Origin of the sequence: Acetatifactor aquisgranensis, assembly GCF_943193215.1 — a bacterium.
Lineage (GTDB): Bacteria > Bacillota > Clostridia > Lachnospirales > Lachnospiraceae > Acetatifactor > Acetatifactor aquisgranensis.
The window spans coordinates 144,270-167,712 of record NZ_CALPDH010000002.1 but is presented as its reverse complement, the minus strand read 5'-3'; the positions used below and the strand labels follow the sequence as shown (position 1 = coordinate 167,712).

Genomic DNA, 23,443 nt, shown 5'->3' with positions numbered 1-23,443 from the left:
TAATAAGGTTTGGAATCTTCCCTGCAACCAGGGTTGAACTCCGGCCGGTTTTGTAATATACTGTAATGGAAATACATCACTAAATCATAAACATAATGTATATCGCGAGAGATCAGAATGCCGACATATTTTTCATTAACGTTTGAACTGAATAAAGACCAGGGCGCTATTGGCTCCTTTTGTAAAGCCCTAATCCATTCCGGGCTTGTGTTTAAGAGTGGTTATTGGGGATTCGAAAACGATTCTTTTGATGATATTATCAAATGGAATCAAGACAAATTAGATAAAAACTTTCAGCTCGGATACACTGAGCACCATTCGCATGATTATAAGCAAATGCTGTTTGATTATTTCAATTTTTCGGAAGTCAGATTATTTGTCATGAATAGTAAAAAAGAGCCTACATTTACTTTTGAGCTAATTGTTCCTGAACGTGATTTATTGGATTACATAGAAGAAAATGACGGAACATATTCCGTAGTGCGCAAAACCGAAAGAATGAGACAATTAATATCCGTTTCAAAAAAGATGTGGGTGGGCACTGACATTTTAGCAGTGCAGACAGGATGGGAAGACTCCAATCTTCCACCATCAGCAGCCGAAATCGCAAAGGGCATGAAACCACAGGTGGAACCGTTTTGCATTATCCATTCTTCCTCGTTTAAAAAAGAGCCGGTTCTCACTTATGAGTATATAGAACGGAATGGGATATTAATTGTAGATATGGCAAACTGGAATTACTAATCAAAAGAATCGGCAATGTAAACAGCCTGTATCCAGGCTTCTTTGGTTCCATTATGCACAGCCTTCCGGCAAATTACGATAAAGAAGCCAACGCTCCGTTGAGTTTCGCTTGCTTTTACATCGCTTTTCATATGACCGGCTTGGTGATATCATAATACCATGATGAAAGTACAGCATGGTATAGATGGCCCTTCTGCCGCTCCCCGGCATGGATAAGGTCATAATCATACCGAACAGCCACTTATGGAGGAGGAAGAAAGAAATGACAAACACCATAGGACAATCAAAAAACTCCGCAAAGAAAAAACCTGACTTATTCGGTCTGGAGGATAGAAATGTTGTTACCATAATTCTATCCATCCCATCTTAAGGAATTGTCTACAAATAGCTGCTACAAGTTTAAAGCCGTTTTTCTTGTGTTTCAAGGCTTTTTACCTTTCATATATTTCCTGAATCTCTGCAAAATTCCGCATTTACTTATGATATGGTTCTCCATAATATCTCTAAGTGCGAAAAATAGCCTTATATTATTCTGTCAAACAAGGCAGAACACTTGTAAATGCTCTGCCTTGTCATGTTCCTGCTTTCAAATAATGTGATATTCTCTGTATAATATCAGGCGATAATCTTTATCATCTTTCATTCTTTCTATTTCAGTAAAACGTTTATCTGCCAGCAGTTTTTGTATTAAAGAAAGCATCAGCTCTTCGCCATACTCCTTGCCCTTTTCCACGTTCTCCTGGTCTCTCATCAATAACGTCATATACTCATGCCTCCATTCCCTGTTTTTCTTTGCTTCCTGCACAGCTTCTTCCAATTTTTCCACATAGGAATCCTCCGGCTTCTGGCCTGCCACATAGTCCAGAAATGCCTTTAATTCCTTGCTGACATCATCCATTGTTCCGTCTGCATTCAGAAATATCTTTACTGCTTCGTCTCCCATTGAAATACTGTTGTCTTCCTTACAGATATTTTCAAAGGTATAGATATGCCGCCCTTTCCCATATAAATCAAACGGACAGATAAAAATGATGTAACTTTTGTTCAGCTTTTTATAATGCTGTCCTGCATCAACAAGCTGAATGTCTATCATTCCCTGATAATATCTGCTTCTCTTAGGCAGTTCCTTTGTATCACTGACCTGCATTTCTATATCGTAAACAGTCTCCCTGTCGTCCTTTACATACACATCCAGTCTGACACTATGGGCATCCATATCTACATTGATACTTTTCTGCAATTCCGGATACTCTATGCGGTCAATCTTCAAGTCCGGGAGAATCCTCTGTAGTAATTCTTTGCACAGCTCTGGATTCTGCATAACCTTTCCAAACAAGAAGTCATTGGATATGCTTAAATCTTCCCAGTTTGTCTGCTTTGTTTCCATATTTCCCATTTATCTATCTGCTTTCTTCAAAAGTTATCGCCGGAAAACTCTTTATGTCCCAAAAACTCTGTTATCTATTTCTATTATACACAGCCTTTAGGATAATTACAATAAGCTCTGTCTTCTCGAATTTATCTCTTATAAATTTTTCTCTCTTAATCTATCAAAATAACAAACTTATTTTGATAGCGCTCCAAACTTTACAGCCAATTTCCTCCAAGCTGCCATGCTCATCCTTTCATTGCACTCCGAACAGATATGTCTGAGTGCAGACCATAGATTTGTACTCAGAATGATTCAATCTTTCTTTCCTGATACTCATCCTTTGTCAGCCGCCAATGATACTGCACTTTACCCTTATGTGGTTGCGGAATTTCTTCTGTAAAGACCAGCTGGAACCCATTCTTTTCCCATACACGCCTGGAACGGATATTGTAATCTTCAGAAAAACAATGTAAAACGTCAACATGCTCACATTCAAAGGCATATTTTACCAGCATGCCAATGAACAGAGTTCCGATTCCATGACCCCAATAAGATTTTTCCCCAATTGACATATCTATTCTTCTAACGTCAGCATCGGCAGCATACATTTTTTTGACATTGGGCAAATTCATTTTTTGTAACCAACATTCGCCTATAATCTCGTTGTTCACTTTAAGCGCAAAACAAAGATTGTTTTGAGATATTCCTCCATAAATCTGATGGACCACCTCTGGCGGATAACTTTCAATATCTTCTCCTTCTGTCCAGTACAGCACCTCCGAGTCGGAATTCCATTTATACAAATACGGCAAATGTTCATCCGAAAGAGGACACAGTATAACCTTGTACTCATCATTCCCGCCACATAATGTTATATCATGTGATCTAATAATGCTCATATATCCAACCCTCACCCTCATCAAAAGACTATATATTTTCTTTCAAATCCCCTAAGGTTATTTCTTTCAAATACGTTTCTGCAGTTTCTTCTGTCAAGCGAAATTTCTCCCAAATCTTACTCAAAATAATATCATCTGCTATCTGTAACTCTTTTAATACAGATACCATAGCTACTATCCCTTTCTGAATACCTTTCTCCTCCACCCCCTTACTTATATTACACATAGCGACACCTCACTCTCTTATTCTTGAGTCATTTAAATACGAAAATCTTTCTCCAATATCTGGCACTTATCTATGGAATATATACAGCAATTTACAAACACGATAATTTTAATATCTCTAAATCACACTCATCAAAATATCCTATATCTTCTTTCAAATCCCACAGCATAATTTTATCCATCTCATCATTATCTTGTTTTATAAAACTTTGCAGTTCATCCTTGTACCCCAAATAAACCGCTTGGTATCGTATTTCACCATCTGGCGCCATCACTTTAGCCAACCCTTTAAATTCAAAGGAAGAAACCTGTTGATGTGTTTCTTCCCACAATTCCCTTTCAGCCGCAGCTTTTGGTGCCTCCCCTTCTTCTATCCCGCCTGCCGGAAATTCCCACTGCTTTCTCCAATTATTAAAACCAATAAGATAACGTCCTTTTATACAAACGATTGCATAAGCTCCTGTCACTCTGTTATAGTTATCCATTTCCCATTCTTCAATATTTTTTACCTCTAACAGAGACCACCCACTCCGGTTTCTGGCCAATATATCCATATTCTCCTCCAAAGTTTTATCCACTTTCCATTTTCTGTTTAAACCTTACATTTCACATATTTCACGGACTTCCGTAAAATTTTGCACTTACTTATGATATGGTTCCCCATGTATGATGCGGAACGCCCGGTAAATCTGCTCCACAAGGACTACCCGCATAAGCTGGTGGGGGAATGTCATGTCCGAAAAGCTCAGCGCCAGATCCGCGCGCCTGCGCACGGACTCATGCAGCCCCAGGGAACCCCCGATGATGAACACGATATGGCTTTTTCCCTTTACCGTAAGCCCCTCCATCCACCGGGCAAAGCCCTCGGAGGTCAGGCGCTTCCCTCCAATCTCCAAAGTACAGACAAAGGCGCCCTCCCGGATTTTCTCCAGGAGGCGCCCTGCCTCTTTTTCCATGATTTGCTCCTCTAAGGCCGCGCTGGCCCCATCAGGAGTCTTCTCGTCGGCCACTTCCAGGAATTCCACCTTACAGTATCTGCTCAGCCGTTTCTCATACTCCGACACAGCATCTCTGTAAAACTTCTCCTTTACCTTGCCCACACATGCAATGCTTATTTTCAAACCGATTCTTCTTTCCTTTCATAAACCATGTCATATACGGAATCATCGATGAATTTCTCCAGAAAGCTCTGATCCAGATTCACGAACTGATAGTTCAGCTTTGCCTTGATGCACTCGAAGCGCTTGAAATACAGGGCCTCCTCCGACTCGTCCCCGGCCATGCCGATTTCGCCGTCCAGCTCCTGCGCGCGCAGATTCTCCCGGCTCCACGTAAGCATGGCGTTGCGCAGGGAATTCTCGGACTCTGCCTTTTTGTCAAAAATCTTCGCATTCTTCATGGAAACCACGCCCGCCACGATGAACAAAAGGAATACTGCCGCCATCACGCCATAGAACAGGTATGGATTGCTGATCCGCAGAGGAATCACGCCCGCGACTCCAAGCACTGTGCCCACAATGCCCGCAGTTCCCATGGCCAGCAATATCCAGCCCGATGAACGGTTCTCGCTGGCTCTCTCCGTGCTGTCCTGATAAAAGGCGCTGCCATAGCTCTTCTGCGCCGCAGGAGTTTTCGGGGCTGCTGCGGCCGACTCTTGCAGTTCTTCGGGCTCTGTGAATGCCGCTTCCTCCGGGGCCGCCTCCGGCTCCGAAAGGCCAGGCGCTTCCCGGATCTCCTCTTCGGCGTTATCTTCCTCCGGCTCAGAAAAAGCCATCTCTTCAAAGGAAAGCATCCTGGCATGCTCTGCCGCCAGCCGCTCTTCCATCTCTATCTGCGCAAATCGCTCCTCATCCACAAGTTCGCTGCCGCAGTCGGCACAGACTGTGAAGCCTTCCCTATACTCGCTTTTGCATTTCGGACACCATGGCATATCTCATACCTGCTTTCTTCATCCCGCGGGCAATGTATCAGATTTCCTCCCATGCCTCGCTGGTAACTTTGCCCTGTCGTAAGAAGCAGGGCATTTAGCCTGAATCAATGTGGCGTGATATATTCGGTTGAACGTAATAATGTTTATCCTCTAAAGTTCATAGTCCATGCAGGTTCTGTTGCAGGTCACGCTTCCCACGTATTTTCCTGCCTCCACATGGGCGGGATGGTTCTGATAGGCAGAGAGCGCCTCCACCGTCTCAAAGGTAGAAATCAGCGCGATGTCGCGGTTGCTGGAAGCCAGCTGGTTTCGGACTACCTGAATCTCTACGGCACCCGGCACAAGCTCCTTGATCGGCTCCAGCAGCGCTTTCATTTTTGCGGCTGCCTCCGCTTTCTCCTCATCAGAAAATCCTTCTGCAAAATTCCATAGTACGATGTGTTTTACCATATAGCTCCTTTCCTCCGCTGCACTGTGATTTTCGCTGCCACGCTTTCCGCCAAACCATCTGTCGGCCTGCGCAGAAGCGGAATTATATGCTTACAAGATTATTTGCCGCTCAAATATTCGTCTATTCCTTTCGCCGCCGCCTTACCAAGCCCTCGTTCCGAGGGCTGCCCCATAGCAGGCTATGGGTGCCGGAGTTACTTGCCGCTCAAATATTCGTCTATTCCTTTCGCTGCCGCCTTACCGGCACCCATAGCCAGGATTACGGTAGCGGCGCCTGTGACGGCATCTCCGCCTGCGTATACGCCCTCTTTGGTGGTCTGGCCATTGGATTCCTCGGCCACGATACACTTCCACTTATTGACCTCAAGCCCTTCCGTAGTAGAAGAAATCAACGGATTCGGCGAAGTGCCAAGGGACATGATTACCGTATCCAGCTCCATGGTGAACTCGGAATCCGGAATCTCCACAGGACGCCTGCGCCCGGAGGCATCCGGCTCGCCCAGCTCCATCCTGATGCATTTCATGCCCGTGACCCAGCCTTTCTCGTCCGCAAGGATTTCCGTGGGATTGGTCAGCAGATCGAAGATAATGCCCTCTTCCTTGGCATGGTGCACTTCTTCCACCCTGGCGGGGAGCTCCTCCTCGCTGCGGCGGTATACGATATGTACCTCCGCACCCAGGCGCAGAGCCGTCCTGGCGGCATCCATAGCCACATTGCCTCCGCCTACCACAGCCACTTTCTTACTGTGCATGATGGGAGTGTTGGAATTCTCGTCAAAAGCTTTCATCAGATTGCTTCTGGTCAGATACTCATTGGCGGAGAACACGCCGTTGGAATTCTCCCCGGGAATCCCCATGAACTTGGGCAGCCCCGCGCCGGAGCCGATGAACACAGCCGCAAAGCCCTCCTCCTGAATCAGCTCATCGATGGTGACGGACTTGCCCACCACCACATTGGTCTCAATCTTTACGCCCAGAGCCTTTACATTCTCGATTTCCTCGGCCACCACCGCTTTTTTAGGCAGACGGAACTCAGGGATACCATATACAAGCACTCCCCCCGGCTCGTGGAGAGCCTCGAAGATAGTCACGTCATAGCCCATCTTCGCCAAATCTCCCGCACAGGTCAGGCCTGCGGGGCCGGAACCGATGACTGCCACTTTCTTCCCCTTTTTCTCAGCGTTCACATTGGGCTTGATCCCATTCTCCCTGGCCCAGTCCGCCACGAAGCGTTCCAGCTTGCCGATGGAAATGGGGTCTCCCTTGATGCCGCGGATGCACTTTCCCTCGCACTGGGTCTCCTGGGGGCACACGCGTCCGCAGACCGCCGGAAGGGCGCTGGACTTGCTGATGACCTGGTACGCCTCCTCAATGTCCCCATCCTTCACTTTCTCGATAAAGGCAGGGATATCGATTGCCACAGGGCACCCTTTGACGCACTGTGCGTTCTTGCAGTTGATGCATCTGGCGGCCTCGGCTCGGGCCTCCTCTTTGTCATATCCCAGACATACTTCCTCAAAATTTGCAGCGCGCTCCTTCGCGTCCTGCTCCCTCACGGGAATCTTCGTCAAAACGTCCATTTATTATCAATCCTCCATACTCTCACACTCTGTACCGCTGTTTTTGCTGCCTGTCCGCTTTAGATGGTTTTTCAACCCCTATGCCCCACAGTTCCCGCAGCCGCCGTGGTGGGTATCTCCCTCCTGCAGCCGCAGCATGGCCCTGCCCTCTTCCGTCTTATAAAGCGTCTGCCGCCTCATGGCCTCGTCGAAGTTCACGGCGTGTCCGTCAAATTCCGGCCCGTCCACACAGGCGAACTTTACCTTCCCGCCCACAGTCACACGGCAGGCGCCGCACATACCTGTGCCGTCCACCATGATAGGGTTCAGGCTGACCACCGTAGGAATGTTCAGCTCCTTGGTCAGCAGGCACACGAACTTCATCATGATCATAGGCCCGATGGCGATGCACACGTCATACCGCTTTCCCTCCGCCACCAAATCCTTGATGGTCTGGGTCACCATGCCGCTTCTGCCGTAGGAGCCGTCATCCGTGGTTATGTAGAGATTTCCGGCCACAGCCTCCATCTCCTTCTCCAGAATCAGCAGATCCTTTGTCTTGCTGCCCACGATGACATCGGCATCCACTCCGTTCTCATGAAGCCATTTCACCTGGGGATACACCGGCGCCGCGCCCACGCCGCCAGCCACGAAAAGGATTTTCTTCTGCTTCAGCGCCTCCGGAGTCTCCTCCACCAGTTCGGAAGGGCATCCCAAAGGACCCACGAAATCATGGAAAGCATCCCCTTCCTCCAACTGTACCATCCTATGGGTCTCAGCGCCCACGCACTGGAATACAATGGTCACGGTTCCTTTCTCTCTGTCATAATCGCAGATAGTAAGAGGAATCCTCTCTCCCTCCTCATCCATTCTGACGATGACGAACTGCCCGGGCTGACAAGCTTTCGCCACCCGCTTCGCCTCCACATCCATGAGATAAATGTTCGTGGTCAGTTCACGCTTCATTAAAATCCTGTACATAATCCACCTCTTCATTCCTTTCCTCAGGAATCCTTTTTATTCAAATACATCAAGTCTGACCAGGTCAAGTCTGCCCCGATCATCCCGCTGAAGCTTAAAGAGTTCCCCTGTATAAGCATTCACGGCGAAATTGTTCCCTGTTCTGGTAGCACTGCCGTCAGCTGTCTGGTAATATTCCCCTATCACATAGAAATCGCTCACTTTATTGATGTTCGCCACATACAGATATACATATCTGTAGGAATCCCCGCTCTCATCAAAGCGTCCGTTCATATCCAAAATCTTTCCTGTGGCGATGGCGTATTCCGCGATTGCAACAACCGCATTCTCCGGCCTGTAGTCCGTATTCATGACAAGATTGTAGTCGCGCTCCGCGATGGTCCCTGTGACGCCGTCCACAATCCGCGCGAATTTAAAAGTCGATCTGCCAAGAGGCATCGGAATCGGCCCTGTATAAGAGGCAGACGAATAGGAAGGCTCGCTGCCGTCCGTCGTGTAATACACATCCTCATCATCGTCCAGAACCTCTATCATTATCGGTGAAGAATACTCTCCGCTGACCACGCTGATTTCAGGAGGCATGATATCATTATACTCGATATGATATTCCATCGTGACCACATCGCTGACAATCCCGTTGTCATTCACGAAACACGCTTTCACTACATGATTGCCATTCTCCAGTATGATGGGCGCGGTATAAGGCGTGCTTTCCTCCGTAGGCTCACTCCCATCCGTGGTATAATAGATTATGCCGGAGCCTGAAGCCGTCAGCTTCAACGGCTGGATACTGGTATAATATCCTCCGTTTATGCTGAATTCCGGCACATCCACGATATAGTTCGGATAAGCGGCAATCAGGTTCGCGTTATCACTGGCCAGAAGCAGCTCATTGATGGTCTGATAGTCCTCCCTTTCCCGATATATGGCAATCAGTTTTCCGTATGCCCCTTCCAGCTGCTCCGATGAGGCATTCTTATTTCTGATGATTTCCCTCAAAAGATATTCATACTCAACTTTATTGTTTTTCAGCAGATAAATGTCTGCCAGTTCGAAAAGCAGTTCCACATTCGTGCCGTCCAGTTCCACCGCACGATTATAACAGGCAATGGCCTCATCGTACTTTCCCAGCTCCACGTATTGCTGAGCTCTGCTCAGCTGATACTCCCCGGAATAAGAGCTGTACACATACCAGGCGGCGCCTCCGGCAGCCAGGAAAAACAGAAACAGCAGTACCAGCAGCACCCTGGGCCAGATTTTTTTCTTCCGCACCGGCTCCTGCTGGCTCTCCTCTTCCTCCGGATGCCCAGGCTCCTCCGGCTTTTTCTTTACCTCCCCTGTCATATCCTCATGCATCTCCTCCAGGATATCCTGGATAGTCTGCTCCAGCTCCGGTTCAAAATCAGGTACGATGTGGATGTCTTCACCGCAATGCTCGCAGTATAGCTTTCCCTCAGCCATTTCCTCTCCACAATTAGGACATTTCATATCCGACCTACCTCGATTCAGAACAACCCGGTGATTACGCCGTCTTCATTGACATCGATTCCAAAGGCAGAGGGTCTTTTGGATAATCCGGGCATGGTCATCACATCTCCTGTCAATGCCACTACAAATCCCGCTCCCGCTGATACATACACTTCCCTCACAGTCATCTCAAAATCTCTGGGACGGCCCAGGAGCTTCGGATTATCCGAAAGGGAATACTGATTCTTTGCCATGCACACAGGCAGCTGTCCGAATCCAAGCTCTGTCAGCTTCTGCAGCTGCCTCGCTGCCGCCGCGGAAAAGCTGACGCTGCCTGCGCCATAGATTTCTTTCGCCACGGTCCGAATCTTGTCCTCCAGAGACAGATTATCCTCGTAGAGCAGGCGGAAAGCGTTTTGCCCCGCCTCCAGCGTCTTCAGTACTTTCTCCGCCAGCCTGATACCGCCCTCGCCGCCCTTTGCCCACACCTCGGACAGGGCGAACTCACATCGACGTTCCTCACAGAAAGCTCTCACGAACCCGATTTCCGCTTCTGTGTCGGTCACAAAGGAATTCAGCGTCACCACCACCGGCACGCCATATTTCTGAAGATTCTCGATGTGTTTCTCCAGATTTTCGATACCCTTTGCCAGCGCCTCCAAATCCTCCGCACCCAAATCATCCTTTTTCCTACCACCATTATACTTCAAAGCGCGGATGGTTGCAACAAGCACTACAGCATCCGGCTTCAAATCCCCGATGCGGCATTTGATATCAAAAAATTTCTCCGCCCCCAAGTCCGCTCCGAATCCCGCTTCCGTGATACAGTAATCCGCCATCTTCATGGCCGCCTTGGTGGCCCTGACGGAATTACAGCCATGGGCGATATTGGCAAAAGGCCCGCCGTGGACCAGCACCGGCGTATGCTCCAGCGTCTGAATCAGATTCGGTTTCATGGCATCTTTCAGAAGCGCCGCCATGGATCCCACCGCCTGCAGGTCTCCCGCCGTCACAGGCTGTCCCGCGTAGTTATAGGCCACGATGATTCTTGACAGCCTCTCTTTCAAATCCTTCATATCCTCGGCCAGGCACAGAATCGCCATGATTTCGCTGGCCACAGTGATGACGAAATGGTCTTCGCGCACGAAACCGTCCGCTTTGCTGCCAAGGCCCACCACGATATTCCGCAGCACCCGGTCATTCATATCCATACAGCGTTTCCAGATAATCTGTCTGCTGTCGATCTGAAGCTCATTTCCCTGCTGGATATGGTTGTCCAAAAGGGCCGCCAGCAGGTTGTTGGCGGAAGTGATTGCGTGAAAATCTCCCGTAAAATGAAGATTCAGCTCCTCCATGGGCACTACCTGCGCATATCCGCCCCCCGCGGCGCCGCCCTTGATTCCGAAGCACGGTCCAAGAGAGGGCTCCCGAAGCGCCACCACCGCCTTTTTCCCAAGCTTTCCAAAAGCCTGCCCCAGACCTACGCTGGTAGTGGTCTTGCCCTCTCCGGCCGGAGTGGGATTGATGGCCGTCACCAGAATCAGCTTTCCGTCCGGCTTATCCCGCAGACTCTTCAGATATCCGTCCGAAAGCTTTGCCTTATATTTTCCATAGAGTTCCAAATCATCCTCCCGGATACCCAGTTTTTCCGCCACCTTGCCAATCGGTTCCATTACTGCTTCCTGTGCGATCTGCAAATCCGTCTTCATCATTCTCTCCTTTTCCTCTCCCCGTCTTGGGCTACGCTATCTCTTCCAGCATCTGATCGAACTGCTCGGGACTCATCAATATCTTTCTGGGCTTCGTGCCCTCTTCCTCTCCTACCACGCCGTACTGGCACAGCTGATCCATGATTCTGGCCGCCCTGTTGAAACCAATCTGCAGCGCCCTCTGGAGCATGCCTATGGATGCCTTGTCCTTATCTATAATCAGCCGCCCTGCCCGCTCGAACAATTCGTCCACATCGCTTCCGCCTGAGCCCTTATCGCCTCCGGCAGAACTTCCCATATTGGCGATTCTCTCCTCGATATCCTCCGCGTAGGTATTGCCCAATACCTGGTTCTTCCAGAAATCTACTACATCGGAGACTTCCTGATCCGACACGAAAGCCCCCTGTACTCTGGCAGGCTTTGCATAGCCCTGAGGATAGAACAACATGTCGCCCTTTCCCAGAAGTTTCTCGGCTCCCACCATATCTAAGATAGTGCGGGAATCTACGCCGCTGGACACGGAAAAAGCCGCACGGCTGGGCATATTCGCCTTAATCAGTCCCGTGATGACATCCACGCTGGGACGCTGGGTGGCGATGATAAGATGGATGCCGCAGGCCCGGGCAAGCTGTGCCAGGCGGCATATGGACTCTTCCACCTCCCCCGGGCACACCATCATCAGATCCGCCAGCTCGTCCACGATGATGACAATCTGCGGCAATACGGCAGGCGCGCTTACATCACCCGGGGCACCGTCAGCACCCTTTTCCCGCATGGCCTCCACCTTTTTGTTATATCCTTTCAGATCCCTTACATTATATTCCGCGAATTTCCGGTATCTGTCCTCCATCTCCGCCACGCCCCATCTGAGAGCTGCGGACGCTTTCTTCGGATCCGTCACCACGGGAACCAGCAGATGGGGAATGCCGTTGTAGATGCTCAGCTCCACCACCTTGGGATCCACCATGATCAGCTTCACCTCATCCGGGCGCGCTTTGTACAGAATACTGATGATCAGGGTATTGATGCACACCGACTTGCCGGAGCCGGTGGCGCCTGCTATGAGCATATGGGGCATCTTGGCAATGTCGGACACCACTGTCTGTCCTGCGATATCTTTTCCCACGGCAAAAGCGATTTTAGAGGGAAAGTCCTTGAATTCCTTGCTTTCCAGGAGATCGCGCAGTGCAACCGCCATAGTCTCCTTGTTAGGCACCTCGATTCCGATTGCGGCTTTGCCGGGGATGGGCGCCTCGATTCTGATATCCGTCGCCGCCAGATGCATCTTGATATCATCCGACAGGCCTACGATTTTAGAGACTTTCACGCCCTGCTCCGGCTGCAGCTCGTAGCGGGTCACGCTGGGTCCCTGGCTGATATCCGTAATGGTCACCTTTACGCCAAAAGTGCCAAGGGTCTGCTGCAGAAGCATGGCCGTCTCACGGAGTTCCCTGGCGGAATCTCCTGTGGCTGCCGCGCCTTTCTGCAATAAAGACAAAGGCGGGAGCATATACTTCTTCGGTGCCGCTTTCGGAGCGGCAGGGGCATTGGGCTGTGCCGGCATCGTCTGACCATTCTGACCGTTTTCGGCGCCGGAAGCCAGAACCGCTGTCGGTCTTGCCGCCGGAGTCTGTCCGGTTCCAGAACCAGCAGGCGAAACCGCCGACGGCTCTGCCTCCCGGACCGATTCGGCAGCAGAGCTCTCTTCTGCCGGTGAAGATGCCCTGCTGCCGGCTTCCTGCTCCATGGATGTCTGTGTTTCCTCTTCTGATTCCATATTCACTGAATCTTCTATTTCCGCTCTGTTCCAGTCATCGGAAAGCTGTGTCTCCGCCATAGCCTCCCGGGGTTCTTCCTCCACGGCCGCGCCTTGATCCCCTGAACTCTCCTCTTTTGCAATATTCTGCTCCCAGGAGTTCCTATCTGTCCGGCTTTTCTGTATGTACTCCTCTTCCGCCTCCGGCTCCTCATTCACAATCACCTGGTGGATGCCCCGGATGGGTATCTTCTCAAAATCGAATTCCGGCTCCTTTTCAGCCGTCTCCACGGGCTCTGCCTTATAGGTCTCCTGCAGAGGCGCCTCCACGGCTGCCTCCTCCTCCGGGAGGATGATTTCATGAATATCATCCCGGCGGGAGATATTTTCCTCCGGCTTGGGCAGCGCCGTATCCAATATGACGCCGGATACTTTCCGCTCCATCCGCAGAATCTTCTCGTTCTCTTTCTCCTCCGCTTTCAGCCTGCGCTCCTTCGCTTTCCTGGCTTTTGCTTCCTCCTGTTCCTGCCTGCGGAGTTCAGTCCGTGTTTTACGTCTCCGGGCATTCTCCTCCTGCTCCTGCCTGCGGAGTTCGGCCTGCTCTCTGCGTCTCTGAGCGTTCTCTTCCTGCTCCTGTCTGCGGAGCTCGGCCTGCTCCCTGCGCCAGGCCGCATCCTCCCTGGACAGCTCCCGCACCCGGCTGCCGCCTCTTTTCACACTGCTCAGGAGAGACTTTTCCGTCAAAAGTATCAGGCTCACGACACTACAGAGCAGCACCACCAGAACAGTGCCGATAATTTCCAGATACTGCTGCAGCAGGAAACTCAAACTCCCCGCCACAATGCCACCGCCGGACTTCCCGTCCCGGCAGCTCTCATACAGCAGCTTGATATCATACTTCTCCATGCCCCCTGCCTGCTTCGCGAACAGGTCGCAGACGATTCCCAGCATCATGAACAGCACCAGACCCGCTATCAGCTTCCGCGCCGCATTCACATTTCCCTCATTCGCGAAATAGAACGCCACCGCCAAAAACAACAGTACCGGCACCGCATACGCGGTCAGTCCGAACAAGCCGAACAATACGCCGCTGATTTTATCGCCTATAGGACCGATGATGCCAAAATTGCAGCAAAATAAGAACACCATGGCAGCGAACAGGACTATCAGCCCTATCTCATGGAACAGGGCGCTGTCCTGGGCGGCCTGGGCCTTTGTCTTTTTCTTCTGGGCCGGGGCCCTTTTCTTACTCTGGGTAGCTCTTTTATTTGAAGACGCTGTTTTTCTTCCGTTGGAAGCTGCCATCTTAATCAACCTCACTTGCTTTCATAAACTGACACTCAGAATAGTACATCAGCGATTTTTCCATTATATCATCTTTATTTCCAATTGTCATTAGCTATTTCATGAGAAAAATCCGCGCGGAAAAGCCCGCGCTATGTGGGCTGACCACAAACGCGGGCTTTTCTCTTCCGTAATAAAGCTTCCGTCAATTCCCCTGAGCGGAAAATTCCATTATCTTTGCCACCATTTCTTCCCTTAAATTTTCCAGGAATTCCTTATTTTTCGGGTAATCGTCAAACCGGATATTTCGTCCCGCCGCTCCGTCAATCATGGCCACCACCGCATCCCGGCCGATATATTCTTCCAGCACAAAGCAGATGTCCATATCCTGGACAGCCTCATACGTGACCTCTCCTCTGATGGAGGAATAGACGCAATTCCTGCCCGGGTAGAGGATGAAGGGATCCCCGGAGGGAAATGTCCTGTCGCCGGATGTGGTGATATAGGGGTTGACGGGATACCGGGACACGCAGGAATTATAGAAATTCAGGCCCCAGTGCAGAAATCCCTTGATATTGTACTTATACAGCAGAAAACCCAAAATACGGGTCCTGTGCGAGGGCATGGCCAGAAAGCTGTTGGTGAACACTTTCTCAGGGCTGCAGCAATAATAGGCCCACTGATTCTGAATCTCATGCTCCAGGAAGTCATGAATATGCCCCACGCTTGTGACCGGGCAGGCGATGAGGCCCTTTTCATAAAAATCATAGTTGGACAGAGCGTCAAAGGTCTTGCTGTCCCCAATCAGCGGCCTCATGATATCGGAAGCGATTTTGTAGGTCTCCATGGATTCCAGCGAAGGCTCATCGGAGATATGGAAGTAGGTCTGCTCGCTGATTCCCTCTGCCGCCAGTTCCTTTGAAATGGCCTCGATATACTGTTTCAGGAATGATACATATTTCTCCGAGTCCGCCGCCACATGCCAGCCGAACATATAGTCCGTCCTGCCGTTCTCCGTCACCATGATGTTGGGCGCGCATTTCGCCCCCCACTGGGAGAACATATGGGCCATCTCATAATAACGGATTCCGTTCTTCTTGCAGATGTCGATGAAACGCCTGAATTTCTCAAAGGAGAACAGGTATTTCTCCCCTTTCTTCTCAATGTCCACAAGCTGCACACAGGGCCTCGCCGTTCCCACCGCGGTATCCAGGGGCGGTGTATGTATGGGCACCAGAATCATATTTACCCCTACGTCTGCTGCAGCGGCGATGTATTTGTCAATCAGCTCCCAATGCTTCTCGGAATAGATTTCCACGCCGTGCTGCACCGCGATGCAGTCCGCGTAGAACCATCTGGTATAGATGAGCCGCTGTTCCCGCAGAGCCGCAGGAATGACGCGGATATCCATGGTCTTTGAGAAAGAGAACGTATTCCCCTCCGGAAATTGTCCCTCTACCGGCATGATTTTCACCTTGACCTGATAATCCCCCGCCGGGGTGTCCTCCGGAATATCCACTTTTACCCAGACGGTGCCTGTCTGCGGGGAAACTTTCATCAGAAAATGCTGCTCCTCCAGGGGCACAAGGATATCCGGCATGAAGCCCGGCTCCAGCGTAATATAATCCTCTCCCTCCATATCGTTTTCCCTTGTGGGGACATCGATACAGGCATCTTTCACCAGATACAGCCGCACCGCTTCCCCAAGCCCGGACTCTACAGAGACTGCCACATCCATCCGCAAATCGGATTTCATGCATATCTGATAGGAAAGGCGCTCGCCCGCCAGAACGGTCTTTTTGTGTATTTCGTCACGCTTCAGGCTCTCCTCTGCCCTTACCTTCTCTAAGGACGACAGCTGCACGATTTCAAATTTCATGTTCATCCCTCCTGATTTTCAACTCAAATCCATTCAATTTCGTTGCTATTTCTGAAATATAGTTTATAATAGACTATACGGCGCCGCAATGGATAAACAAACCTAAAAAATGGACTTTTCAACAAATACGGGAGGGTGAAGCCATGCACACACAGACTTATTTCCATACCAGGCTGGAGGGCGAAGCCGATCGGAGAAATGACAAAGTTCCATTACAGGTCAACTGTGTGGGCACCGTGTCAGAGACATGTTCCTTTTCCTCAAAATCAGTCAGGAGGGATTATTATTACATTTATGTCTTAAAAGGAAAGATGATCATGGCGGACTGTACTCTGTTCCAGGGGGACATCATCGTCTATGAGCCGGGACATGACTATCAGTATATCAGCCAGGGAGAGACCGCCTACCTCTGGGTACATTACACCGGCTTCGAAGCGCGTTCCCTCACCAAAGCAGCGGGACTTAAGCTGAACCAAAGGCAGCACATCGGCGTCCATAAAGAAATCATCTCCTGTTTCCGGCAGCTTTTCCGGGAATTCATCATAAACGATGACGACGCGGAGCAACTATGCGTCTGCATCCTGCGGGAAATCCTCCTCTATACCAGCAGACATTTGGACAGCGGTGCCAAAGGCAATCCGCCTCTGCTGGCAATCGAATATATCCACCGCTCTTTCCAGAATCCCATCGATATCGATTCCCTCGCCCAGATGGAGAACATGAGCTGTACCGCTTTCCGCACGGCTTTCAGACAGCATACCGGCGTCTCGCCCAATGAGTATGTCATCGCCCAGCGGATAAGCGCGGCCTGCCAGCTGCTGTCCCAGACTGACAAAAGCGTAAGCGCCATTGCTGCCGATGTGGGTTATCCTGACCAGTACTATTTCAGCCGTATCTTCCGGAAAAAGATGGGGATACCGCCGCTTAAGTATCGCTCTCAATCATAGCCCGCAGTTTCCCCACGGCTTTGTCGATGCCGCCCACCTCGTCGATAATGCCATGATTTACAGCCTCTTCCCCCACGAGAATCGTCCCCACATCCTTTGTGAGGATTCCTGTCTCCGTCATCAGCTCCTCCAGGGTCTTCTTATTAATCCGGCAGTGGCTGCAGACGAACCCGGTAATCCGGTCCTGTATCAGCTTGAAGTAGTCGAATGTCTGCGGCACCCCGATGATCATGCCGTTCATGCGCACGGGATGTATCACCATGGTTCCGGTGGGCACAATAAAGGAATAATCCGTGCTCACCGCAATCGGCACCCCGATGGAATGGCTTCCGCCCAGCACCAGGGATACCGTGGGCTTGCTCAAGGAGGCAATCATCTCCGCGATGGCCAGCCCTGCCTCCACATCCCCGCCCATAGTGTTCAAGAGCACCAGCACGCCCTGAATGTCCTTGCTGTCCTCAATGGCCGCAAGGCTGGGCAGGATATGTTCATATTTCGTGGTCTTGGAATTGTTGGACAGATTCTCATGTCCCTCAATCTCTCCGATGATGGATATCAGATGGATATCTCCCAGCTTGCCGCTCTCGTCCAGCGTAGCCTGGCCAGTCTGCTCTATCCTCTCGTCCCTGTGCTCCTCTTTCTCTATTTTCTTATCATCTCTCTGCTCAGACATGTCTCTCTCCTTTTCCACTTCGTATTCATTACCGACATGTCCATAGCATTCCCTTTTGGCGCAAAAAAATACCAGACCCTGAAACCGGAGTCTGATATTGTCTTCCGCGTATTGTGGACGCTTTCCGATTTTCGTGCCAGTCCTTCAATCACTTCTGCGTTTGACGGCATATATCCATCTGCCTTTCATATGCTTCATCAGCGTGGCATTTGCTGTTTTCATTATGGCAAACGCTGCCGGAAGTGCAAACAATCAATTACGCTTTATGGCCCGGCCTGATACCAGGTCTCTAAATATCAAAATCATCATCCTCCGCCACAGGAATATCAAAATCGTCATTCTCCTTCTGTTCAGGCGGCAAAGAATAGTCCATAATGCGTTTCACATGCTTTTTCGGCAACGGCAGAGGATTTTCTAAGAATTGCACCTGTTTTTTCTCCGTTCCTTCCGGCTGCTCCTTTTTCCGCTGCTCTTCCTCTTTGCTCTCTATCAGAATCTCCCAGTCCGGCTTTTCCTCCGCCACAGGTGTTTCTCTCTGCTTTACAGGCTTTGCATGGAAACATTGTCCGAAGCCGATGCCTGCCAATACTACAAATGCCAGATACAGAAAGAAAAAGCCAGGCATCTCCTCCGTAAAGATTCCGAAACAGCCTGCCGCCATGATACCGCAGACCGCAAGCACGCCTGCCGAAATCCTTTCTTTCCCTTTTTCGAACCAGAAGCTGAAGATTCCAAAAGCCATGATTCCAAACAGCAGGCAGTTCTCTATTACAGAACCGGAAACACCTGCACTGGCAGGCAGCTGAAAACCATCAGGCTGATACAGGGAAAGCCAGGCAAAGGCCACTCCCTGAACCGTCTTCCCGCTCATGCCCGCATCCAGGAAAATACAGACGGCGAACGCCGCGGCAGCTCCCGCCACGCACAGCAGAGCCCCTGCCGCCTTACGTCCGGCGCTGACAGCATTCTCCCTATGACAGAAAACACCGCCGACGGCCGCTAACAGCAATGATATCCCCAGAATGTCCACATAGCAGCACAACGCTGCCAGGACACCTGTAAAAAAACACACATTAAGGCTCAATCCAGATGTCTTTTCTTCTTCCCCATCTTTCACTTTCCTGTCCCTGTACCCCGCTTCCATAAAGGACACAGCCACTGTCAGCAGGAAAAAGTACAGCATCTGAGGCGACAGAGCCAGGGAACTCTGCACCATAAAGGGCGCGCACATGCAAAAACCCAGCACCACCAGCGAAGCCGCCAATCCCGCAGAACGCTTTACCACCAGGAACAGCAACAGCGAAGCCGCCATCTGAAGCACAATCTGCACCCAGATTCCGGCAGACGCGTAATTGCCCAGCAGGCGAAATACTACATGCAGCAGCCGGACATAAAAGTAGACGGCACCATGCACAGTCTGGGGAATGCTCTGCCCCTCCGTCACCTTTGCCGCCTCATAATACACCGAAGAAGAATGCTCCGCGCCACTGATTCCCTGCAGCCGGAGGAAAAATCCCACTGCAAAAAGCGCCACCGCCAGCAGCGCTCCCAACACTGTGAAATGTACCCTTTTCTCCTCTGTATAGGAGGCACAGCTCACCGTGAACCGGTGCAGTCCAAATGCCATCCCTCCCGCCACAGCCACGTACCCCACGGCAGACACAATCCCCATATAGTCTCCAAGTCCAGCTGCCGCGCAGATTCCCTCTGTGACTATAAACAGCCCCACGCCGGTCAGGATTGTATACAGGAACCATATCAAATAACTAAAAGCTGTCTTTTTCCAGTTCATCATTCCCTTCCCGATTCTACCGGTCTTCTTCCTCGGGATGCCCCTCTCCCGTGGGATGCCCCTCTCCCGTGGGATGCCCCTCTCCCGTGGGATGCCCCTCTCCCATGGTTCCTGCAGCCTCCTGCACTGGATCCGAGTCGGATAGTATCTTTTCAATATTATAGCGGGGCCGCTGCTTTACCTCCATGTATATCTTTCCGATGTACAGCCCCACCATGCCGATGGCCAGCAGCTGCAGCCCTCCCAGGAACCAGACAGACACGATAAGAGAAGTCCATCCGGCCACCACATGTCCGGAAAAGTAGGAAAACAGCGCGTAAATCAGCATCAGGCCTGAAATGAGAATGATGAACATGCCAAGCCCCAGTATCAGACTGATCGGCTTTACGCTGAAAGAAGAGATACCGTTGAACGCCAGCGCTACCATTTTCTTCAGCGGATATTTGGATTCCCCTGCCGCGCGCTCCTTGCGGTCATAATAGACATTGTCTGTCTGATAGCCGATCAAGGGCATCATCCCCCTCAGGAAGAGATTTGTCTCCTTGTACTTTGAGAACTCCTCCACCGCACGCCTGGACATCAGCCGGAAATCCGCATGGTTATATACAGTCTTGACGCCCATGAGATGCATCAGCTTGTAAAAAGCCTGTGCCGAGGTGCGCTTAAAGAAAGTATCTGTCTTGCGCTCCCTCCTGACGCCATACACAATATCGCAGCCCCCATGGAACTTATCCACCATCTCTTCGATGACATCCACGTCGTCCTGCAGGTCGGCATCAATGGATATGGTCACATCGCTCATATCCTTTGCGGTAACCAGTCCTGCGGTCAGCGCGAACTGATGGCCCACATTGCCGGCAAGCTTCACTCCTCTTACTCTGGCAGGATACGCGGCATGCTCCTCCTCAATCAGTTCCCATGTGCGGTCCCTGCTGCCGTCATTCACAAACAGAATGAAGCTGTCATCCGCGATTTTTCCTTTCCCGACCAAATCGTCCAGAACATCCCGCAGCGCCTTGGAGGCAAGCTTCAGGACCTCCTCCTCATTATAACAGGGAACTACAATCGCCAGTCTGTCCATACAAATCCCTTTCTTCCAGGATTCAATCACTCATCCCAGTTGTGGTACACTGCCTGTACATCGTCATCATCGTCCAGCAGATCCAGTATCTTCTGGAGACTCTTGACCGCATTCTCATCCGTCAAAGACACATAGTTCTGCGGAATCATGGTGACTTCGGCGCTCATCATGGGGATTCCCTCTTTCTCCAGAGCCCCCCTTACACCCTCGAACCCATCCGGATCCGTCAGCACCTCGAAGCTGTCCTCTTCCTCACCAAAGTCCTCCGCCCCGGCATCCAGAGCCATCATCATCAGGTCATCTGCCTCCATCTCGCACTCTTCCTTGTCGATGATAATCTGGCCTTTCTTGTCGAACATGAAAGAGACGCAGCCGGGAGTGCCGATATTTCCCTGTCCCTTGGTGAACGCGCTGCGCACATTGGCCGCCGTGCGGTTCTTGTTATCGGTCAACGCATCAACGATAATCGCTATTCCGTTAGGTCCGTATCCCTCATAGGTGACATACTCATAGTTGACATTGCCCACGTCTCCGGCAGCTTTCTTGATGCCTCTCTCGATGGTGTCGTTGGGCATGTTGTTGGCCTTTGCCTTGGCCACTACCGTGGCAAGCTTGAAATTGTTATTGGGATCCGGGCCGCCTTCTTTTACCGCCACAGCGATTTCTCTTCCGATGATAGTGAAAATCTTGCCTTTTGCGGCATCATTCTTTTCCTTTTTGTGCTTTATGTTCGCGAATTTTGAATGTCCTGACATGTTTCCTCTCCTTTTATCTTCCTTTCCGGCCATTGCCTGCCGTTCTTATCATATCATTTTTCATCTTTTTCTACAAGTTCCGAATCATCTTCCGCCAGCTTCGTCACAAGGACGCTCTGAATCATCTTTTTCTCTACCTTGAGAATCTTGAAGTTAAAGCCGCAAAAGTCCACGTCGAACTCCTCGTCAGGCTCCGGTATCTTATCCAGCCTGGAAATCAGGAAACCGTTCAGCGTCTCGAACTCCTCGTCCTCAAAGGAAATGCCGAATCGCTCTTCCAGTTCCCGAAGCGGTGTCTTTCCCTCGATGACATACCGGTCCTCACCCTTTTCCTCGATATGCTCGCTGATTTCATCGTACTCGTCCAGGATATTGCCCACGATTTCTTCCAGGATGTCCTCCATGGCCACCAGACCGTCCGTCTGGCCGTATTCATCTACCACGATGACCATCTGCTGCTTTCCTGCCTGCATCTGCCTGAAAAGCTCGTCTATATTCTTAGTCCGGGGGACGAAGACGGGATCGCGCATCAAATCCTCCAGTTCTTTCAGAGGCTGCCCCCCTGCTCCCTTGTGGAAGCGCATGGCATCTTTCAGATGCAGGATTCCGATGATATGGTCGATATTTTCCTCATAGACCGGGTAACGGCTGTTCTTTCCCTCCATCATGAAAGTGATGGCCTCCTCCAGCAGCGTGTCCGAGCTGATGGCGACTATATTTTTCCTGTGGGTCATGATGTCCTGTGCTTCCTTGTCGCCGAACTCAAAGATATTGGAAATCATCTCAGCCTCGCTGGCCTGAATCAGTCCCTGTTCATGACCCTCATTGACCATGCTGATGATTTCTTCTTCCGTGACATCCGCCCCATCCGCATTCCCGTTTATACCAAACAGGCGCAGAATGCCGGTAGTGGTCACATTGACCAGCCCGGTAAAGGGAGACAGCAGTTTTGTCACGAAAAATACCGGCGTGATACAGACATAGGCCCATCTCTCCGGAGCTCTGGCCCCCATCTTCTTCGGAAGCAGCACGCCCAGCGTAAGCGTTATGTACAGAAGCAGAAATGCAGAAAGCACTGCCGACACCGCCAGAATGATACCTGCCGGGATACCCTCCAGCTGCAGCTGCCTTTCTGCCAGGAAATGCAGCCCTGTGGAGAGAATGCCCAGCAACAGCCTTAAATGAATCGCGCCGACGACGATATTAATCAGCGTGGTAATCAGCTGTACGGTATTGACATACTCGTTAGGATTGCCGATGATAGCCCGCAATCTGATTGATTTCTTATCGTTCTCTTCCTCGGCCCTCCTTTCGATTTCCTTTTCATTCAAAGAATTCACTGCCGCTCCGAAGCCGTAGAAAAACATATCAATCAAAAGCAATGCTACGTAAAAGATAATACTGGCAGTAGGTCCACCATCGTCCATTTTAATCCTTTCCTCCAAACAAGTTTTGTTGCTGTGAGTCTCCAGCAATGGCCTTTCGATCACGGAAAGCCGTCTTTGCTTTCTCTGATATTCCAATATACCATCTCTCAGCCAGTTCGTCAAGAACTGCTTTCATTCGCCTGGAAAAGCCCGTCTTTATGTATCCAGTTCCAGGCTGACCATCAGGGCCCTGTCCACTCTCCTCATGATTTCTCCGTCAAGATGGCATACCTTATCTTTCAGGCGTTTCTTGTCGATTGTGCGGAGCTGCTCCAGCAGAACCACGGAATCCTTATCCATGTCGTAGAGCGAGGCGTTCAGCTCGATATGCGTAGGCAACTTCGCCTTGTTCATCTTAGAGGTGATTGCGGCGCAGATGACCGTGGGGCTGTGTCTGTTGCCCACATCATTCTGGACAATCAGCACAGGCCTGATGCCTCCCTGCTCCGAACCGATTACCGGCCTGAGATCCGCGTAATATACATCTCCTCGTCTCATTCTTCCTCCAAATCC

21 protein-coding genes are annotated in these 23,443 nt (G+C 50.5%); 2 read left to right on the top strand and 19 right to left on the bottom strand.

Features of this window, described 5'->3' with window-relative positions; all coding sequences use genetic code 11:
- Positions 1-117 precede the first annotated feature (117 nt).
- Positions 118-744, top strand: coding sequence for a hypothetical protein (locus tag NFS35_RS02455; RefSeq protein ID WP_251205557.1), 627 nt, complete (start codon positions 118-120; stop codon positions 742-744).
- 586 nt (positions 745-1,330) lie between these two features.
- Here the strand turns inward: NFS35_RS02455 and NFS35_RS02450 are convergent.
- From NFS35_RS02450 to NFS35_RS02390, 13 genes are all read right to left on the bottom strand, one after another.
- Positions 1,331-2,140, bottom strand: a complete 810-nt coding sequence (locus tag NFS35_RS02450; protein WP_251205556.1) for an Rpn family recombination-promoting nuclease/putative transposase — start codon at positions 2,138-2,140, stop codon at positions 1,331-1,333.
- A 278-nt stretch (positions 2,141-2,418) separates the two neighbouring features.
- Entirely contained in the window at positions 2,419-3,015 is a 597-nt protein-coding gene (locus NFS35_RS02445; RefSeq protein WP_251205555.1) for a GNAT family N-acetyltransferase, read from the bottom strand.
- Between the two features lie 28 nt (positions 3,016-3,043).
- The gene (locus NFS35_RS02440; RefSeq protein WP_251205554.1) at positions 3,044-3,241 is read right to left on the bottom strand and encodes a hypothetical protein; all 198 of its coding nucleotides are present in this window, start codon (positions 3,239-3,241) and stop codon (positions 3,044-3,046) included.
- A gap of 91 nt (positions 3,242-3,332) precedes the next feature.
- Positions 3,333-3,794, bottom strand: a complete 462-nt coding sequence (locus NFS35_RS02435) for an NUDIX hydrolase (RefSeq protein WP_251205553.1) — start codon at positions 3,792-3,794, stop codon at positions 3,333-3,335.
- Positions 3,795-3,881: 87 nt separating this feature from the next.
- On the bottom strand, positions 3,882-4,361 hold the full coding sequence (gene rlmH / locus NFS35_RS02430) for a 23S rRNA (pseudouridine(1915)-N(3))-methyltransferase RlmH (protein WP_251205552.1): 480 nt from the start codon (positions 4,359-4,361) through the stop codon (positions 3,882-3,884).
- Positions 4,358-5,170 (bottom strand): TFIIB-type zinc ribbon-containing protein, encoded by an 813-nt coding sequence (locus NFS35_RS02425; protein WP_251205551.1) that lies wholly within the window; start codon positions 5,168-5,170, stop codon positions 4,358-4,360. The genes rlmH and NFS35_RS02425 overlap by 4 nt, the downstream gene beginning before the upstream one ends.
- Before the next feature lie 150 nt (positions 5,171-5,320).
- On the bottom strand, positions 5,321-5,620 hold the full coding sequence (locus NFS35_RS02420) for a Dabb family protein (protein WP_251205550.1): 300 nt from the start codon (positions 5,618-5,620) through the stop codon (positions 5,321-5,323).
- 194 nt (positions 5,621-5,814) lie between these two features.
- Entirely contained in the window at positions 5,815-7,200 is a 1,386-nt protein-coding gene (gene gltA, locus NFS35_RS02415) for an NADPH-dependent glutamate synthase (protein ID WP_251205549.1), read from the bottom strand.
- Positions 7,201-7,278: 78 nt separating this feature from the next.
- On the bottom strand, positions 7,279-8,160 hold the full coding sequence (locus NFS35_RS02410) for a sulfide/dihydroorotate dehydrogenase-like FAD/NAD-binding protein (RefSeq protein WP_251205548.1): 882 nt from the start codon (positions 8,158-8,160) through the stop codon (positions 7,279-7,281).
- 36 nt (positions 8,161-8,196) lie between these two features.
- Entirely contained in the window at positions 8,197-9,621 is a 1,425-nt protein-coding gene (locus NFS35_RS02405; RefSeq protein WP_251205547.1) for a chitobiase/beta-hexosaminidase C-terminal domain-containing protein, read from the bottom strand.
- Positions 9,622-9,665: 44 nt separating this feature from the next.
- On the bottom strand, positions 9,666-11,336 hold the full coding sequence (locus tag NFS35_RS02400; RefSeq protein ID WP_251205671.1) for a formate--tetrahydrofolate ligase: 1,671 nt from the start codon (positions 11,334-11,336) through the stop codon (positions 9,666-9,668).
- 31 nt (positions 11,337-11,367) lie between these two features.
- A complete protein-coding gene (locus tag NFS35_RS02395) occupies positions 11,368-14,397 on the bottom strand; it encodes a DNA translocase FtsK 4TM domain-containing protein (protein WP_251205670.1) in 3,030 nt (1,009 codons plus the stop codon).
- Between the two features lie 184 nt (positions 14,398-14,581).
- On the bottom strand, positions 14,582-16,255 hold the full coding sequence (locus NFS35_RS02390; protein ID WP_251205546.1) for a DUF4091 domain-containing protein: 1,674 nt from the start codon (positions 16,253-16,255) through the stop codon (positions 14,582-14,584).
- A 143-nt stretch (positions 16,256-16,398) separates the two neighbouring features.
- Here NFS35_RS02390 and NFS35_RS02385 point away from each other — a divergent pair, with 143 nt between their 5' ends.
- Positions 16,399-17,202 (top strand): helix-turn-helix transcriptional regulator, encoded by an 804-nt coding sequence (locus NFS35_RS02385; RefSeq protein ID WP_251205545.1) that lies wholly within the window; start codon positions 16,399-16,401, stop codon positions 17,200-17,202.
- On the opposite strand, the gene NFS35_RS02380 is transcribed toward NFS35_RS02385, so the two are convergent.
- The 6 genes from NFS35_RS02380 to NFS35_RS02355 form a co-directional block, all read right to left on the bottom strand.
- Positions 17,180-17,875: a ClpP family protease gene (locus tag NFS35_RS02380; RefSeq protein WP_251205544.1), complete on the bottom strand. Its 696-nt coding sequence runs from the start codon at positions 17,873-17,875 to the stop codon at positions 17,180-17,182. The two genes, NFS35_RS02385 and NFS35_RS02380, sit on opposite strands and share 23 nt — an antisense overlap.
- Before the next feature lie 289 nt (positions 17,876-18,164).
- Complete coding sequence (locus NFS35_RS02375; protein ID WP_251205543.1) at positions 18,165-19,670, bottom strand: hypothetical protein; 1,506 nt, start codon at positions 19,668-19,670, stop codon at positions 18,165-18,167.
- A 13-nt stretch (positions 19,671-19,683) separates the two neighbouring features.
- The gene (locus NFS35_RS02370; RefSeq protein WP_251205542.1) at positions 19,684-20,748 is read right to left on the bottom strand and encodes a glycosyltransferase family 2 protein; all 1,065 of its coding nucleotides are present in this window, start codon (positions 20,746-20,748) and stop codon (positions 19,684-19,686) included.
- A gap of 26 nt (positions 20,749-20,774) precedes the next feature.
- Complete coding sequence (locus NFS35_RS02365) at positions 20,775-21,503, bottom strand: YebC/PmpR family DNA-binding transcriptional regulator (RefSeq protein WP_251205541.1); 729 nt, start codon at positions 21,501-21,503, stop codon at positions 20,775-20,777.
- A gap of 53 nt (positions 21,504-21,556) precedes the next feature.
- Entirely contained in the window at positions 21,557-22,930 is a 1,374-nt protein-coding gene (locus tag NFS35_RS02360; RefSeq protein ID WP_251205540.1) for a hemolysin family protein, read from the bottom strand.
- Between the two features lie 156 nt (positions 22,931-23,086).
- A complete protein-coding gene (locus NFS35_RS02355; protein WP_251205539.1) occupies positions 23,087-23,428 on the bottom strand; it encodes a type II toxin-antitoxin system PemK/MazF family toxin in 342 nt (113 codons plus the stop codon).
- Positions 23,429-23,443 lie beyond the last annotated feature (15 nt).

Excerpts from the sequence above, each read along its gene's own strand:
- NFS35_RS02455 (WP_251205557.1), top strand. The coding sequence starts at position 118 with ATGCCGACATATTTTTCATTAACGTTTGAACTGAATAAAGACCAGGGC.
- NFS35_RS02450 (WP_251205556.1), bottom strand. The coding sequence starts at position 2,140 with ATGGGAAATATGGAAACAAAGCAGACAAACTGGGAAGATTTAAGCATA.
- NFS35_RS02445 (WP_251205555.1), bottom strand. The coding sequence starts at position 3,015 with ATGAGCATTATTAGATCACATGATATAACATTATGTGGCGGGAATGAT.
- NFS35_RS02440 (WP_251205554.1), bottom strand. The coding sequence starts at position 3,241 with ATGTGTAATATAAGTAAGGGGGTGGAGGAGAAAGGTATTCAGAAAGGG.
- NFS35_RS02435 (WP_251205553.1), bottom strand. The coding sequence starts at position 3,794 with ATGGATATATTGGCCAGAAACCGGAGTGGGTGGTCTCTGTTAGAGGTA.
- NFS35_RS02425 (WP_251205551.1), bottom strand. The coding sequence starts at position 5,170 with ATGCCATGGTGTCCGAAATGCAAAAGCGAGTATAGGGAAGGCTTCACA.
- NFS35_RS02420 (WP_251205550.1), bottom strand. The coding sequence starts at position 5,620 with ATGGTAAAACACATCGTACTATGGAATTTTGCAGAAGGATTTTCTGAT.
- gltA (WP_251205549.1), bottom strand. The coding sequence starts at position 7,200 with ATGGACGTTTTGACGAAGATTCCCGTGAGGGAGCAGGACGCGAAGGAG.
- NFS35_RS02410 (WP_251205548.1), bottom strand. The coding sequence starts at position 8,160 with ATGTACAGGATTTTAATGAAGCGTGAACTGACCACGAACATTTATCTC.
- NFS35_RS02405 (WP_251205547.1), bottom strand. The coding sequence starts at position 9,621 with ATGGCTGAGGGAAAGCTATACTGCGAGCATTGCGGTGAAGACATCCAC.
- NFS35_RS02400 (WP_251205671.1), bottom strand. The coding sequence starts at position 11,336 with ATGAAGACGGATTTGCAGATCGCACAGGAAGCAGTAATGGAACCGATT.
- NFS35_RS02395 (WP_251205670.1), bottom strand. The coding sequence starts at position 14,397 with ATGGCAGCTTCCAACGGAAGAAAAACAGCGTCTTCAAATAAAAGAGCT.
- NFS35_RS02390 (WP_251205546.1), bottom strand. The coding sequence starts at position 16,255 with ATGAAATTTGAAATCGTGCAGCTGTCGTCCTTAGAGAAGGTAAGGGCA.
- NFS35_RS02385 (WP_251205545.1), top strand. The coding sequence starts at position 16,399 with ATGCACACACAGACTTATTTCCATACCAGGCTGGAGGGCGAAGCCGAT.
- NFS35_RS02380 (WP_251205544.1), bottom strand. The coding sequence starts at position 17,875 with ATGTCTGAGCAGAGAGATGATAAGAAAATAGAGAAAGAGGAGCACAGG.
- NFS35_RS02375 (WP_251205543.1), bottom strand. The coding sequence starts at position 19,670 with ATGATGAACTGGAAAAAGACAGCTTTTAGTTATTTGATATGGTTCCTG.
- NFS35_RS02370 (WP_251205542.1), bottom strand. The coding sequence starts at position 20,748 with ATGGACAGACTGGCGATTGTAGTTCCCTGTTATAATGAGGAGGAGGTC.
- NFS35_RS02365 (WP_251205541.1), bottom strand. The coding sequence starts at position 21,503 with ATGTCAGGACATTCAAAATTCGCGAACATAAAGCACAAAAAGGAAAAG.
- NFS35_RS02360 (WP_251205540.1), bottom strand. The coding sequence starts at position 22,930 with ATGGACGATGGTGGACCTACTGCCAGTATTATCTTTTACGTAGCATTG.
- NFS35_RS02355 (WP_251205539.1), bottom strand. The coding sequence starts at position 23,428 with ATGAGACGAGGAGATGTATATTACGCGGATCTCAGGCCGGTAATCGGT.